Consider the following 15125-nt stretch of genomic DNA (forward strand, 5'->3'; position numbering starts at 1 on the left):
ATGTCAACACCAAACACACCCACCGAACCGATCGACCCGGATCGTCTCAAAGAAATTATTGACCGAAATCCCTCACGGCTCGGTATCGGTCGCTCAGGGCCACGTCCGAAAACAAGCGATTTACTGACGTTCCGTGCAGATCATGGCCGCGCACGCGATGCAGTCTGGACACGGGTAAGCGACGATCTCATTGAGGAATTGGGATTGTATCGGATTCAGACCGCTGTTGCCGATAAAGACCAGTATCTGGCACGCCCAGATCTAGGGAGATCGCTTTCAGATGAGACGATCGAATCGCTCAAAACAGACTGCATCAACGAGCCACAGGTGCAAGTCATTGTCAGCGATGGATTGAGTTCAACAGCGGTAGAGACGAACTCCAAGGACCTACTTGCAAGTTTGAATGATGGATTACAGCAGCGTGGAATCGAGACGGGGACCCCGATATTTGTTGAGTTCGGTCGCGTTGATGTGATGGATGCGATCGGTGAAGAGCTAGGTGCGGAGGCCTGTGTGAATCTAATCGGGGAGCGCCCAGGACTAGCAACTGCAGAGAGCCTGAGTGCATATTTTGTTTATAATCCAAAGCGAGGCACACCAACCGCAAAGAAATCCGTCATCTCAAACATCCATGCAGGTGGGTTACCACCAGTCGAGGCAGGAGCACAGGTTGCGGAGCTGCTCACAGAGATGCTTGAGAAACGCGCCAGCGGGCTCGATCTCCGCGAAGACGATCGGAGCTTCCAAAAATGAAACAATGAAGCAATGAAACAGTGACGTTCGGAATACACACTGAGGGTCCAGAGTCGCTTTTGAGTGTTGGGATCGACGTTGGAACGACCACAACACAAGTGATTGTCAGTCGGCTCACCGTCGAAAGCGGGGTTGGTAACAATAAGCGACAGGTTACCGATCGAGAGGTGCTGTACCGAAGTCCGGTGTTTGAAACACCGCTTTGTGACCACAAAACAATTGATATTACCGGTGTTGCAGACATTGTTCAGCAGTGTTTCAATGAGGCAGAAATTACAGCCGCAGCGATTGATACCGGTGCGGTCATTGTGACTGGCGAAACCGCTCGCCGCGCAAATGCGACGACACTTGTCGAACACGTCGCAAAGGAAAGCGGTGAGTTTGTGGCTGCGGCCGCGGGCGCGTCACTCGAAGCGGTACTTGCAGGCCGCGGCTCGGGCGCAGCAGCGCATGCAGCGGAGACGGACAGCACTGTCGTAAACGTCGATATCGGTGGTGGCACAACCAATGCAGCAGTGTTCGTCGGCGACCGTGTTGTTGAGACACGGTGTTGTAATATTGGTGGCAGGCTCATTTCTTTTGACACTGATGGTGTCGTCACCGCTATTTCACCATCGATCGAGCCACTGCTTTCGGAAATCGGATTTGAGGTACGCATTGGAGAGACACTCACTGAGAACAACAAGCGACAGATTGCTGATCGAATGGCTGCGTATGTCGTTGATCTGCTTGTGGGACCACCATATGAGCCAATAACGGAATCCATCGCAATCGGTGAGCTTCCAACAGCGTCCCGATCATACGACACAGTCGTGTTTAGCGGCGGTATTGGGGCACTCATGGGTGAGTACGAGACGCAAACACACGAGAAGACGGTTGCATACAATGACATTGGAGTAGAGCTGGCGGCGGCAATTGAACGCCATCGCACAGTCCACTCATGGCCGGTAAGAAGCTTCGGAGAACATCAGCACGCAACAGTGATCGGTGCAGGAACCGCAACAACACAGCTGACCGGGCGGACCCAATCAATCACAGGCCAACTGTTACCAATCCGAGACGCGCCGGTTGTGAGTGTTGGTGCCATTGATTCGATCGGCACAAAAAAAGAGCTCACAGAAACACTCACTGCTGCCCGCGATCGAGGAGCCGATCTATATGAGGCGATGTTGCAACCAGATGGGGAACCAGGAGCGTCAAACACGCCACCACTCGTCCTCTCGATCGACTCCATTGGCGTTCTCTCATATGACCGGCTCAATATGATTGCAGCGTCGATCGCAGCGACATATACGGAACCCACAGAACCGATCGTGATTGCGTTAAAAGACAATTGTGGGAAAGCGCTTGGGCAAACACTGCAGCGAGTGCTGCCGGAATCGCAGCCGGTTGTAGTTATTGATGAGGTGGCTGTTTCCGACGGCGACTATATCGATATTGGAGAACCGATCGCAGATGACGATACGGTCGTCGTCGCTGTAAAGACGCTCATCTTTGGAGAGTAGCGGGCTGTGGGCTGCCGGACGAACTGAAAAGCTTTACCCTCCTTGCCGAACAAGCGGGCGATAAGAGATGGCCGAGGACGTCAAACCAACCCGAAAGAACCTAATGGCGATCGAGGACCGCATTGAGCTGTCCGAGCGAGGTCACGACACGCTAGAACAGAAGCGTGACGGCCTCATCATGGAGTTTATGGACATCCTTGATCAGGCCCAAGACGTGCGATCGGAACTCAACAGCGACTACGAAACTGCCCAGCGCAAACTCAACATGGCGCGCGCAATGGAGGGTGACGTTGCTGTTCGAGGTGCTGCAGCTGCACTGCAGGAACACCCAGAGATCACAACTCAGTCGAAGAACATCATGGGTGTTGTCGTGCCGCAGATTGAGTCAACCAAAGTTAGGAAAAACCTCAGCGAGCGTGGCTACGGACTGCTTGGCTCCTCAGCACGGATTGATGAGGCAGCAGATGCCTACGAAGAGCTGCTTGAGACAATCATCCTCGCAGCAGAGGTTGAAACGGCAATGAAAAAGATGCTCGAGGAGATTGAGACGACAAAACGGCGTGTAAACGCGCTTGAATTTAAATTGCTTCCAGATCTCTACGAGAACCAAGACTTCATTGAACAGAAACTCGAAGAGCAAGAGCGCGAGGAGATCTTCCGCCTGAAAAAGATCAAGGGCAAAAAGGAAGAACAAGAGCGTGAGGAACGCGAAAAAGAAGCGCAAGCACAAGCGGAACGAGAAGCCGCAGTTTCGGCCGACTGAGCGTAGACACAGCACATTGACGTACCAACGAATGCAGCTTTTATTCTCGTAGTTAGTACAGACGTATATGAACTGTCCGCACTGTGACAAGCAACTGATTCAGAGGCGCGTTCCTACAGAGCTGCAGTCAGTCCTCCGGTCAGAGGCGAAGTCTGTTTTTCTCTGCGATCGATGTTTATATACTCAGCCAGGAGAGTTAAGTGAGACTACAGCACAGGCGATGTTCACTGAGATACCCTCATTTCCGGAAGGTGAACGCGGAATTGCGGTTGCGTTGTTACTTGGGAGGCTCAATCAACTGGCACTCAATCGCCAGTCAGCCGAAGCGCTGTGTGAGTACATTATTGCAGACGGTGTTGACATCTATCTGTTGATCGATCGGATTATTGAGAACAAATCGATCGAGCCACACTACGATCTTCAGCGGCGATGGGAGCAGTTTCAATCGTGGGCTGAATAATCAGTGGTCAATGATCAACTGAGCCGGACCTGTGTGGATAGAAACTGAAGAGTTGAGATGTGGTGATCAAACAGCAGTCGGTACACGTGAAATTCATAACGGTTGTATAAAATACGTATATACGTGAGCGAGCGAGCCAGTAGATGGCATCAAAGCATGACCGGATCCACGTAACTGATTGGTGTGTCGCCACGACGCTCTTTACATAGCGCGTGGATGACATGAATGGAGCAAATAATGACAACATCTGATCCGTCAGTGACGACCGGTCGACGACGATCGTTCCTCAAAGCAGCAGGTATTCTCGGTGCGACAGTCGCATTTGGAGGAGCCGCAGGAGCACAGATAGAAGATGACGACAACGATGATGATCCAGGAGCAGGAGATGACAACGGTGATGATGACCCGACAGAGCCAAATGGAAACGGTGTAGAGACGGACGATATTACGGGAATTGATGGACTACAGACAATCGAAGGTGACGGCGATTTTGACGATGTTCTCGAAGCGGTTGAAGATGCAGTCGAAGATAGTGATGGGTTCGACCTTCGGACAACGCTCAATTACAGCGACGAAGCAGATGACGCTGATGTAGAGATTCCATCGACAGCGATCGTCTATGCAACGGACGAACTATTAAATGCGCAGCTGCTCGAAGAAAGCCGTGCGATCGGACTTGAACTTCCATACCGCTTCCTTGTGTGGGAGGATGATGGGTCTGCAGATGACGATGAAGCCGACAATGGACCCGTTGATGAAGATGATGAGGAGGATGATGACCCAGTTGGTGACAACGATGAGAACGGTGAGAACGATGAGGATGAAGAAGGCGACGAAGATGATGAAGATGAACAGGAGGCAACCACATACGTTACGTGGACAACGGCTGCATACCTCTTCGATCGGTACGGCGTAGAGGTAAGCGATGACCTGACTGAAGAGATAAATGACGCTGCCGAAACGCTTGCAGGAGGAGAACCAGTCGAAGACTACGACGTTGATTTAGAAGATGACGAACCTGACGACGATGACGATGATACGGTAGACGACGATGACGATGATCCGGTAGACGACGATGACGATGATCCGGTAGACGACGATGACGATGATCCGGTGGACGACGATGACGATGATCCGGTGGACGACGATGACGATGATCCGGTAGACGACGATGACGAACCAGGAGATGGTCCGGGTGATGAAGATGGAAACGGTGACGGACCAGGTGACGACCCAGGCGATGGAAATGGCAACGGAAACGGCGACGGACCAGGTGACGACCCAGGCGATAGAAATGGCAACGGAAACGGCGACGGACCCGGGAACTAAAAAACGTAGTGTGATCGCCCGCGGATCACCACATATTCATATTTTGTCAGCGTGTACGATCAGAGAATAAATCAAGCAGTAACAACTACAGCCAAAATAATCTGTGGAACGTTCGCTATTTTTTAGACGCCAGTTGAGTATCGGAGAATTCCCGCAATACCACCGAAGGCGTCATGAAGCTGTTCGCCCTTTTCGAAGTCCGTTGAAATGAATTTGACCTCAGTACCGCGCTGTTCAGCAAGGTTAATCAGATGGTCAATCACATCCTCACGTTCGACAACTTCCGAAGGAGAGCCATCTTCACACTCATGATCTGGAGTTGCGTGACGCCGATCGATCACTTCGAACTCATTTTGCCCGTTGCAGTCGTACACGACAACGTCTTTGCGAAGATCTTCAGAAATGAGCAGCCGATCGACAGAACCCATGACAAGGTTTTGTCGCGTCGCGCCAAACCCATACGTTGCTTCCTCGCCCGTGTGAAGGTTCTCGAAGAACTCCTCCATCTCGCGTTTGTCTTGGACAACTTCCTGGTCCGAAAGCACCTCGCTTGCAGCATCGACGAGATCCGAAAGCCCTGATTCGTCTGTGTAAGAGACATCAAACTTGCCAAGCACTTTATCACTCAGTTCGTGGTGGAGATACTCTCCGTCAATGAACTCATCTTTTGTTGGGGATGGGCCACCGACAAGGACACCATCCATCTCGTGGCGTTTTGCGACAAACAGATCGTTTGCCATCTCCGCAACCTCTTGATAGAAGTTGTCGATCGCCTCTAAGCGCAGTCGAGCGAAACGCTGTGCGGACTGGCCACCTTTTCGCTGCTTACCGGGAACGAGCGAAGATGCGGATTTGACCGGTTCAATTCGTTTGCCTTTAAGCCAACCAACGTTTGCTTCACGGCGATCAAGGACAATGAGACCAAAGAGACCCTTGTCCGTGAGCATGTGCTCAAGCGGCTCGGTGAGAAAGTCAGAGTCGCAGTGGTAGCGGAAAGACTGAACTGGCTCCGGTGGGTTCTCGAGAACGCGTGTAACCATTGTTGTTTGCCCGCCGCCGCTGTTGACTGCCCCTGAAAAGAGAACCATTCCGTTCTCTGGTGGGTACACATCGTAGTAGCGGAGCCGGTCTTTGATACTTGTCAGTGCATCTTGGACGTTTGTTCGCGTCTGTTTTGACTTGATATTTGCTGCTTCCGAGTGCTCTTTGATGACGTGTTCGACGACATCAGAGACCTGCTTGTCATCTGGAATGTAGATTGTGACGAGCTGTGTGCCAGAGCCTTCATACTCTTGAAGCTCTTCGATGACTTTCTGGAACTCATATCTCCGTCGGTCATCACTTGGCTCATCGGCGTCGGTACTCATTGGATACATATCCAAGCGCGGTAGCTAAGTATGCTTTGACCTGTGGCCGAGACGAGTAAGAGGCATTCTTTCGGGCTCAATAGCTGAGTCGTCCTGTTCAGGTGCGTAATTCCGCAGTAGCGTCAAAAAGAGAGCGTAGTTTTATACGCCAGTCGCGGTAGCCCTATTATATGGCACAGGTGTACGCGATCGCCAGCGCAAAAGGTGGCGTTGGGAAAACAACGACGACGGCAAATCTTGGCGCGACACTTGCGGGTGCTGGGGTGTCGGTCGTTGTGATTGACGGAGATATTGGCATGCCAAATTTGGGAGCAGCGCTTGGCATACAAGATGTGGAGACATCACTGCACGATATTCTTGCTGGAACGGCAGATCCTCAGGATGCAGTATATGAGGGGCCAGAAGGTCTCTTAGTCATCCCTGGAAATACGACGTTAGACTCGTTTGCTGCGGCAGATCCAAGCCGTCTAAAAATGGTTGTGGAGGCGTTTCCCGATGTTGATATAATTCTAATCGATGTTGGTGCTGGCGTCAGCCACGAGACCAGCGTTCCACTGTCTGTCTCTGACGAGGTTGTCTTAGTCTCCACAGCAGAGCGGGATGCACTCGCGGACACCGAAAAAACGCGACAGCTAGCAGGGCGACTTAATGCAAACATCGCTGGAGCCGTCATTACCCGAGTGGAGCCAGGAACTCCAGTCTCAGATACGGTTTCGACACACTTGCAAGCATCAATTCTTGCGATGATCCCTGAAGATGAAGTTGTCAAAGAGTCCGTCGCTGCCTCAGAGCCACTTGCAACGTATGCGCCATACAGTGCCGCAGCCGGTGCATACCGAACGCTTGCCAGAGAGCTAACCGATCGAAAAATCCCAGAGCCGCCAGAGCCACCCGAAGTATTTACAAAAACAAGTGCACCTGTAGTAACACCATCAAACACTACCGAACAAACTGCTGAGGAGTCAGTAGAAGCGGCGAATAAAGACAACGCAGAGGAAGAAGCTGAATTAGATATGGATGCGTGGGCGAGCGCTGCAGGAGCGACATCACGACCAACGCAAACAACTTCTGAGAGCGCACACACAAACGCGCCAACAGAGAATACACCAGCTACTGAAGCTCAACAAGACGCCACTAGCACACAAACTCCTGCCGAGCCCGAAAAATCAGCTGAAGAGGACGTTCCCGAAGATGCAATTCCGTTCCATAGCCGATCTGAAGAGGAGCCAGAAGAACGCATGGCGCAACCAGAGATCACTGACGCGGAGACAGGAGAGCCGCACAAAGACGAAACAGCAGCAGAATCTGACTCGGACCGTAAAAAGAAACGAGGCTTTTTGAGCCGGTTGTTTAGATAAGGCTGTTACATCGATTCCGGTGCAGCGACACCTAAAATCGAAAGCGCATTTGCGATTGTGTGTTTTGATGCCGAAACAACTGCGAGCCGTGCATCACGAATTTCAGGCTCGCCTGCGGTAAGGACAGGACACTCACGGTAGAACGCATTGAACGATTCCCCGAACTCGCGCGTGTATGTGGCGACTCGATGCGGTTTTAGCTCATCTGCAGCGTCTTCGACGATCGCAGGGAACCGTGCAATTGTCCGAAGGAGCTGTTCAGTTTCAGGTTCAGTAAGCACGGCAGGATCAATATCCTCCAGCGATGGTGTCGTATCTGCTTCAGCAAGAATACCACAACACCGGGCGTGAACATATTGGACATATGGTGCCGACTGTGCCTCGAAGTCCAACGCACGATCCCACTCGAACGTAATTGCTTTTGTTGGTTGTTTTGAGACGATATCGTATCGAACTGCACCAATACCCACCTGGTGAGCAATGCGTTCGATATCGTCCTCGGTGAGATTATCATCACGGATTCGGTCATCAAGCCGTGTCTCGACCTCGTTTCGGGCTCGGTCGATCGATTCGTCAAGCAGATCGTCAAGCATCACACCAGTCCCACGGCGAGTCGACATCTTTCCATCAGGGAGGTTGACATACGAGTAGATAACATCGTCGAGCTGTGACACATCATTTCCAAGGATGGATAATGCGGCTTGTAGCTGCCCTGCTTGGAGTTTATGATCTTCACCGAGAACCGTCACTGCACGATCGTAGTTGTCGAATTTCCACTCATGGTGGGCCAGGTCCCGGGTTGTATAGAGACTTGTTCCATCCGATCGGAGGAAGACGAGGTTCTTCTCAAACCCAAATTCATCCAATTCAAGCTGCCACGCATCATCCTCATATACTGCATACGGCGTCTCTTTGAGGCGATCGGCCAGGTCAGTTGTTGACCCATCCAACATAAATTGAGTCTCTTTGACGAACTGATCGAACGTTGCAGGAAGTCGGCTCAGGCAGGCTTTCATGCCACCAAGTACCTGATCAACAACCGTTTTTACACGTTCGTATGTTTCTTCATCACCGGCTTCGAGCCCTTGAAGAATCGATGCGATTTCGGCTTCTGCGGCGTCAACATCGTTTGGGTCGGCAGTCTCTAAATATGCATTTCCTCGGCGGTAGTAGCGAACAAGATCGTATTCTATCCGATCGCGCGCGGGTTCTTCGTCGAGCTCATCTTCCGCAAATGTTTCATACGCCCACGTGAACACAGCCATCTGACGGCCTGCATCGTTTACGTAGTAGTGGCGGTCGACATCGTACCCTGCAAACGAGAGCACGTTCGCAACCGCGTCACCAAGGATTGGATTCCGAGCACGGCCGACGTGAACTGGGCCAGTTGGGTTTGCACTGGTGTGTTCAACAACGACGCGCTCGTCTTTCGACGCAAGTGCACCGTAGGTTGTTTCTTGACCAGCAATAAGCGTCTCCGCAAGGTATGCCTCGTCAGTGTGAAAATTAATATATGGACCTTGCGTGGTAACGTCGCCAAGATATGCAATCTCTGCAGCGTCGATCTCGCCTGCAATCTCTGCGGCGATCTGTGGTGGCGGAGCTCCAACTTCGCTTGCAAGGCGGAATGCAACACTTGATGCAAGCGTAGCGGGGAGATCTTCTGGTGGTTCCTCAAGCCCGAGATCGTCGGTTGGAAGGTCACGAGCGGAGAGCGCAGCTGTTAACGCCTCCGTGACCGCAGCATGGAACGCTCTAAACATACCCGTGAGTTTTCACGCACTCCTAAAGGCCCTTCCGAACAGCGGCGACGGAGTGCCTCGATCGACGGCATTATAACTGCTAACACCGGATTCATAATTGAGAACAGTATCATTTTTGTTGACCCCGTCCTCAAATATGAGATGCATCTCATATCCGCTATGCTTAATGGTGGCGGGTCACTACTATTAGGTATGGCAGAATCAGTGACCGCCGTTGGGCATGATGAACTTGCAACACTCAAACTGGTTGCGCTCGACGGTGGCCTCACCGGCCCCACAAAAGTTTCTTGTTCTGGACTGGCCGATCGGCTGGCGGCCTCAAACCAGACTGCATCCCGTCGTCTACAGCGACTTGAAAAAGCAGGGTATCTTGATCGGGAGGTCGTGAGCGATGGGCAGTGGGTCACAGTAACAGAGTCCGGCGAGCGCGCACTGCGAACGGAGTATAGCGATTATAAGCGAATTTTTGAGACAGAGAGCGAACTCACGCTAACTGGTTCAGTAACAAGCGGGATGGGCGAGGGGAGACATTATATTTCGCTTGATGGATATATGGAGCAGTTCGAAACACAGCTTGGCTATGAGCCGTTCGCTGGGACACTCAATGTAGAGTTAGATGAAAAAAGCGTTCGTACTCGCGCTGGACTTTCATCCATTGCTGCTGTCGGAATCGAGAGCTGGGAAAGCGACGATCGAACGTTTGGGGCGGCGACCTGTTATGCTGCAACGATTAGCGCTCCGGATGGTGAGACGTACAGTCCAGTCCATATTATTGTTCCTGACAGAACACATCACGACGAGCAGAGTATCGAACTGATTGCACCCGATAAACTCAGAGATGCACTGTCGCTTGCTGACGATGAGACAATTACAGTAACTGTGGGAGATGCATACTAATGCAGGAATCAACGTACGAGTCACAAACCGAAATGAACCACGTAGAGTCATCGGTTAAACATGCTGTATCAGCCTTCGAAGCCGGAGAGCCGGTTTTGATTCATGATTTTGACGATCGGGAGGGAGAAACGGATATTGTCTACCCCGCGAGTGACGTTGCGCCTGAGGACGTTGTTCGGCTACGAAAAGATGCTGGTGGCCTAATTTGTGTGGCAGTCTCAGACGATGTCGCAGATTCATTTGGGCTGCCATTTCTTGAGGATGAAATTGATCATCCGAGTGCATCGAGCCACGATTTAGCATACGATAGCAGATCGTCATTTTCGCTCCCGGTGAATCATAGAGAGACATTCACCGGAATTACAGACGTCGATCGAGCGCTCACAATTACCGAGCTTGCTACGTCTGCGCAAAAAGCCATTATTGAGCCAGCAGAATATACTCCCGACGTGTTTGCAAAGTCGTTCCGATCGCCGGGACATGTTCATCTCCTCCGAGGCGCACCAAACCTGTTGGCTGATCGAAAGGGACACACAGAGCTTGGCCTTGCACTTGCAGCAGAGGCAGATCTCCCACCAGCCGTCGTCGTCTGTGAGATGTTAGATCACACAACTGGTGTTGCAACGACACCAACAGACGCAAAAGCGTATGCAGCGGCAAACGATCTTGTCTACGTGGAAGGACAAGCACTCGTCGAAGCACTCACCGAGTAAACGTAAACGGTTGTTGATGATGATTTTGTTTCTCGCATATTTATACCACAGGACACCAACTCCCGTCTATGGGATTCGACGAGATGGATGTCGATACGATCTGGCAGAACGGTGAGTTTGTCGACTGGGAAGATGCAACAACGCATGTTCTCACACACGGACTTCACTACGGAACGGGAGTTTTCGAAGGTGCACGGGCATACAATACCGAAGAAGGGACCGCTATTTTCCGCTGGGAAGAGCACCTCGATCGGCTCTATGCATCCGGTAAACCGTACGAGATGGAGATTCCATTCACAAAAGAGGAGCTCTCGGAAGCAACGCTTGAGTTGCTCCGAAGGCAGGATCTCAAAAGCGCCTACATCCGCCCAATTGCATACTATGGCTACGATAGCCTTGGTGTAAGCCCGCGTGATTGTCCAACTGATGTTGCGATCGCCTGCTGGCCATGGGGCGCATATCTTGGTGAGGAGGCGCTTGAGAACGGAATTAAAGTGATGGTTTCCTCGTGGCGAAAGCACTCCTCAAGCCAGATTCCGACGAACGCAAAGACAACAGGGCTGTATGTGAACAGCCTACTTGCAGGTGAGGAGGCGCGGCGAAACGGCTGCGCAGAAGCGATCGTCCTCAACAAGGAAGGAAATGTCGCAGAAGGGCCAGGGGAAAATATCTTCCTTGTTCGTGATGGCGAAATATTCACTCCCGGGCTCTCACAGAGTATTCTCGATGGAATTACTCGAGATACCGTGATCACGCTTGCTAGAGAGATGGGGTATACGGTTCATGATCAGGCAGTCATTAGCCGAGGTGAACTCCACACCGCTGATGAGCTGTTCTTCACTGGTTCTGCAGCCGAGGTGACGCCGATCCGCCAAGTCGATAATGTTGAAATCGGATCCGGCTCACGCGGTCCAGTCACAGAAGACCTACAGACTGCGTTCTTCGACCTTGTTGAGCGACGGACAGATGACCACGACGAGTGGTTCACCTACGTGTGAGCTAGACTCTCAGGAAACATCGAATCAGTAGACGCGTATTTTTTAATCGTTTGACGTGGTTTCACCGTCAGCATTTCGTCGTGTGACCGTTGTTCGATCGTCAGAGACACCATCGATATCACTGATATGCTTTTCTTCTTCAACCGGAATTTGGTGGGCAGATTCAGCGAATCCAGCACTGAGAATTCTGGTCAGTGCTTCTTCAACTTTTTCTCCAGTTTCTTCAACACGCTCTGGTTCGACCTCAATGACGAAGCCAGACGTAATATTTGGGGCGGTCGGCATGAAGAGCACAATTTTTCCATCTCGGGTTCGCTTCCCGGTTTTGAATGCAGTCATACGAATTCCGGGCCATGTTTCAAGACGAACGGGTGCTTGCAAATCGTCAGTGCCTGAGAGTGCAGTTTCGACGGCAAGTTTTGACGCGTTGTAGATCACTCGAAGACCAGGGACTCGGTTGATAGTGTCATCAAGTACGGATTCTAACACTCGCCCACCAGTGGTACGCATAAGATATCCAACTGCAAGGATGAGCGTCGATAACACTGCAAGTGCGATCAGTGCCCGTACGGCCGGGACGAGGCTAGCCGGGACGTTGAGCGCAGCGAGATCAACCGTTGAGATAAGCGGAATTCGAACAATCCTGACAAACATCCAGTTAATAACAAAAAGCAGGACAGCAAGTGGTACGATAACAACGAGCCCACTTGCAAAGTCGCGTTTCCACGTAGACATTGGATTGTAGATATGTTTTCAGGGGTCTTAGTTGATTCCCACGGTTTCGAGACAACACCGTCCGTAGAATGGATCCCTTGAGAATCCAGACGTAGTGTATTCAAAAGAGAATCACGGGTGATTAAATCCTCTGGAAAATAACGATTCTCGCATGGTTTGGTCACTTGTTGCTGTTGCGTTCTGGGTAATGTTGCCCGCATATGTTCCGAACAATTTTGCGGTGCTTGCTGGTGGGGGCCAGCCGATCGATGGCGGACGAATGATGGGTGACTCCCGCCTGCTCGGTGATGGGAAAACGTGGCGTGGAACTGCGATTGGAACACTAGCTGGGTTCCTACTTGCAATGGGATTGAACGCAGTGAACGCGCCTGCAAGTGCTGCGCTGGGGGCGCAACTGCCGGATTTCCCACTGCTTGTCGCTGTCGGCCTTGCATTCGGTGCAATGCTTGGTGACATTGGTGCGTCGTTCATCAAGCGCCGAAGCGGGCGTCAGAGAGGGGCAGCGTTCCCCGGTCTCGATCAGCTTGATTTCGTCATCGGAGCGCTGCTGCTTGCATTCCTTGTCGATCCGACGTGGTTCATTGAGACATTCACGATCGGTGTCATCGCGGTTGTCCTCGTCATGACTCCAATTCTCCATGTGACAACGAACGTCATTGCATACGGACTGGGATTAAAAAACGAACCGTGGTAACAGTGATCAACATCGGGAGATTCGATTATTCTGCTACGATTACTGTTGTTCCAGCATAGACGCGATCGCCGTTTGTAATGCAGAGATCGTCACGATCGTACGTGGGTGGAAGCAGAATATCTGCTCGGCTACCGAATGAAACGTGTCCAATTCGTTGCCCACGGACAAGCGTCTCACCAGCGGTAACGTATGGATGAATTCGTCGAGCAAACCACCCAGCAATAAGTGCAACCTCGTACTCACCACAGTCGATTACAACACGCTCGTTACGATCGGAATCTTTTGAGAATGCAGGTTTATATGCACCAGGTCGGTGTGTGACCGAGGTGACAACACCATCAGTGGGGGCCCGATTGACATGCACATCGGTAACATTCATAAAAACGCCAACTCGGATTCGGGATCGACCCTTATCGTCGGTTTCCTCACGAATAACTGAAATTTTCCCATCTGCGGGAGCAACAATACCAGTTTCCGGGGGTGTTCGATCGGGGTCACGATGAAACCACAGTGCACCGACACCGAGAAGCAATACGGTGAACCCAAGTGGGAAAAACAAAACAGCGAGGGGAGCCGAAAGCAGGAAGCAGGCAAGTGCGTATCGCCATGCACCAGGTGCAACAGCAGTTTGCAGTGACGAAGCGACGCTCATTGTGGGTGCATCTCCGATTCTCGGAGTGCCGATCGGCCAACAGCCCATGCACCCAGCAGATGGACAAGATGGAGTTTTTCATCGAGTCCAGTAACAAGATCGAGGTCAGCCTCACCGGCAAGTTTGTGCAGTCGCATTGTCTCTTCCGTGTCAAAGTTTCCTTTCGATCGAGCTACACGAAGCAGTTCGGATAGCAGATCTTGCCCATCGTACCCCTCATCAGTGAGGAGTGTGTCGATCGTCTTTCGTGCATTTTTCAGGTCGCCGGTTCGAGCATCAGTAAGTATACTTAGTATCGTTTCGTCGTCGCCAAGGTCACCCAATGTTTCGTAGGCTGATTGCATCGTTATTTCATCGGCAGCCATCGCAGTCGTTTGTGCAGTGAGAATTGCTTCTCGAAGGTTTCCACCGGCAGCACTCGCAATGAATTCGAGTCCATCAGTGTCGTACGCAATCTCTTCTGCGACGCAGATCGGTTCGAGCACGCCAATAATTTCATCAACGGTTGGCGATCGAACTGGAACTGGGAAACACCGCGATTGAATCGGTGCAATGAGTTTTGACGGCTGTCTGGTCGTGAATACGAACTGAGTCGTTCGGTGGTGTTGTTCCATCACCCGACGAAGCGCCTGTTGGAAGTCCTCTCGAATCGCTTCCGCATTATCAAGCACGATCGTTTTGAACGTTCCAGAAACCGGCGCGTAGCTCGCCGATTCTTTGAGCACGCGGTTGATCATATCGCGCTTTGCCATCCGACTCCGGCCAGTAAGGAACTGCTCGAATCGGGGATCGTTCCGGATCTCTTTTTTTGTCCGTCCGAAAAAGTCTGCAACGTTAATTTCGACAAGGTCTGCCTCGGTGTTCTCGTGTGTCTCTTCAGCGAGTGCGCGAACAGCCGCGGTTTTACCGACGCCTTTCGGCCCTTGTACGATGAGGTTCATCGGTTCATCCACGGTTCGATCGAGTCGATCGCGAAGGTCCGCCTGTGGGAGTTCCGAAAGCGACGGTGCATATGCGTCCGTCCAGAGCGGGTCGTCCATTACAGTACAGTCGGCGGTTGGGGCGTAAGAATCGGTCGGTTCGGCAGTAAACGCTTAAAAAGGTATACGATCGTGGATGAAAATATTAGCGTAGTATA

At 51.7% G+C, this 15125-nt stretch carries 15 protein-coding genes; 10 read left to right on the top strand and 5 right to left on the bottom strand.

Annotated features, from left to right (window positions below; translation table 11 throughout):
* The 5 genes from eutC (at position 1) to AArcSt2_RS02480 (ending at position 4810) form a co-directional block, all read left to right on the top strand.
* Positions 1-753 (top strand): ethanolamine ammonia-lyase subunit EutC, encoded by a 753-nt coding sequence (eutC, locus tag AArcSt2_RS02460; protein WP_174652680.1) that lies wholly within the window; start codon positions 1-3, stop codon positions 751-753.
* A 20-nt stretch (positions 754-773) separates the two neighbouring features.
* The gene (locus tag AArcSt2_RS02465) at positions 774-2258 is read left to right on the top strand and encodes an ethanolamine ammonia-lyase reactivating factor EutA (RefSeq protein WP_250582673.1); all 1485 of its coding nucleotides are present in this window, start codon (positions 774-776) and stop codon (positions 2256-2258) included.
* 67 nt (positions 2259-2325) lie between these two features.
* A complete protein-coding gene (locus AArcSt2_RS02470; RefSeq protein ID WP_174652679.1) occupies positions 2326-3021 on the top strand; it encodes a V-type ATP synthase subunit D in 696 nt (231 codons plus the stop codon).
* A gap of 67 nt (positions 3022-3088) precedes the next feature.
* Positions 3089-3481, top strand: a complete 393-nt coding sequence (locus tag AArcSt2_RS02475) for a DUF6276 family protein (RefSeq protein ID WP_250582675.1) — start codon at positions 3089-3091, stop codon at positions 3479-3481.
* A 237-nt stretch (positions 3482-3718) separates the two neighbouring features.
* A complete protein-coding gene (locus AArcSt2_RS02480; RefSeq protein WP_250582677.1) occupies positions 3719-4810 on the top strand; it encodes a DUF302 domain-containing protein in 1092 nt (363 codons plus the stop codon).
* Between the two features lie 122 nt (positions 4811-4932).
* Here AArcSt2_RS02480 and prf1 read toward each other — a convergent pair whose 3' ends face one another.
* On the bottom strand, positions 4933-6177 hold the full coding sequence (prf1, locus tag AArcSt2_RS02485; RefSeq protein ID WP_174652676.1) for a peptide chain release factor aRF-1: 1245 nt from the start codon (positions 6175-6177) through the stop codon (positions 4933-4935).
* A gap of 170 nt (positions 6178-6347) precedes the next feature.
* Between prf1 and AArcSt2_RS02490 the strand changes: the two genes are divergently transcribed.
* Positions 6348-7535 (top strand): nucleotide-binding protein, encoded by a 1188-nt coding sequence (locus AArcSt2_RS02490; protein ID WP_250582679.1) that lies wholly within the window; start codon positions 6348-6350, stop codon positions 7533-7535.
* 5 nt (positions 7536-7540) lie between these two features.
* On the opposite strand, the gene argS is transcribed toward AArcSt2_RS02490, so the two are convergent.
* The gene (argS, locus tag AArcSt2_RS02495) at positions 7541-9298 is read right to left on the bottom strand and encodes an arginine--tRNA ligase (RefSeq protein ID WP_250582681.1); all 1758 of its coding nucleotides are present in this window, start codon (positions 9296-9298) and stop codon (positions 7541-7543) included.
* A 192-nt stretch (positions 9299-9490) separates the two neighbouring features.
* On the opposite strand from argS, the gene AArcSt2_RS02500 reads away from it, so the two are divergent.
* The 3 genes from AArcSt2_RS02500 to AArcSt2_RS02510 all read left to right on the top strand — a co-directional run bounded on the left by AArcSt2_RS02500 (position 9491) and on the right by AArcSt2_RS02510 (position 11906).
* Positions 9491-10195, top strand: coding sequence for a CTP-dependent riboflavin kinase (locus AArcSt2_RS02500; RefSeq protein ID WP_250582683.1), 705 nt, complete (start codon positions 9491-9493; stop codon positions 10193-10195).
* Positions 10195-10908, top strand: a complete 714-nt coding sequence (gene ribB, locus AArcSt2_RS02505; protein WP_425493638.1) for a 3,4-dihydroxy-2-butanone-4-phosphate synthase — start codon at positions 10195-10197, stop codon at positions 10906-10908. The genes AArcSt2_RS02500 and ribB overlap by 1 nt, the downstream gene beginning before the upstream one ends.
* Before the next feature lie 68 nt (positions 10909-10976).
* Positions 10977-11906: a branched-chain amino acid transaminase gene (locus tag AArcSt2_RS02510; RefSeq protein WP_250582685.1), complete on the top strand. Its 930-nt coding sequence runs from the start codon at positions 10977-10979 to the stop codon at positions 11904-11906.
* 42 nt (positions 11907-11948) lie between these two features.
* On the opposite strand, the gene AArcSt2_RS02515 is transcribed toward AArcSt2_RS02510, so the two are convergent.
* Positions 11949-12641, bottom strand: coding sequence for a DUF502 domain-containing protein (locus tag AArcSt2_RS02515; protein WP_174652670.1), 693 nt, complete (start codon positions 12639-12641; stop codon positions 11949-11951).
* A 151-nt stretch (positions 12642-12792) separates the two neighbouring features.
* On the opposite strand from AArcSt2_RS02515, the gene AArcSt2_RS02520 reads away from it, so the two are divergent.
* Positions 12793-13335 carry a CDP-2,3-bis-(O-geranylgeranyl)-sn-glycerol synthase gene (locus tag AArcSt2_RS02520; RefSeq protein WP_250582687.1) on the top strand — a complete coding sequence of 181 codons (543 nt, stop codon included), beginning with the start codon at positions 12793-12795 and terminating at the stop codon, positions 13333-13335.
* Between the two features lie 25 nt (positions 13336-13360).
* Here AArcSt2_RS02520 and AArcSt2_RS02525 read toward each other — a convergent pair whose 3' ends face one another.
* Positions 13361-13987, bottom strand: coding sequence for a protein sorting system archaetidylserine decarboxylase (locus AArcSt2_RS02525; protein ID WP_174652668.1), 627 nt, complete (start codon positions 13985-13987; stop codon positions 13361-13363).
* Entirely contained in the window at positions 13984-15027 is a 1044-nt protein-coding gene (locus AArcSt2_RS02530; protein WP_250582689.1) for an AAA family ATPase, read from the bottom strand. Before AArcSt2_RS02530 ends, AArcSt2_RS02525 begins: the two co-directional genes overlap by 4 nt.
* Positions 15028-15125: the final 98 nt, after the last annotated feature.

Origin of the sequence: Natronocalculus amylovorans (assembly GCF_023638035.1) — an archaeon.
Lineage (GTDB): Archaea > Halobacteriota > Halobacteria > Halobacteriales > Haloferacaceae > Natronocalculus > Natronocalculus amylovorans.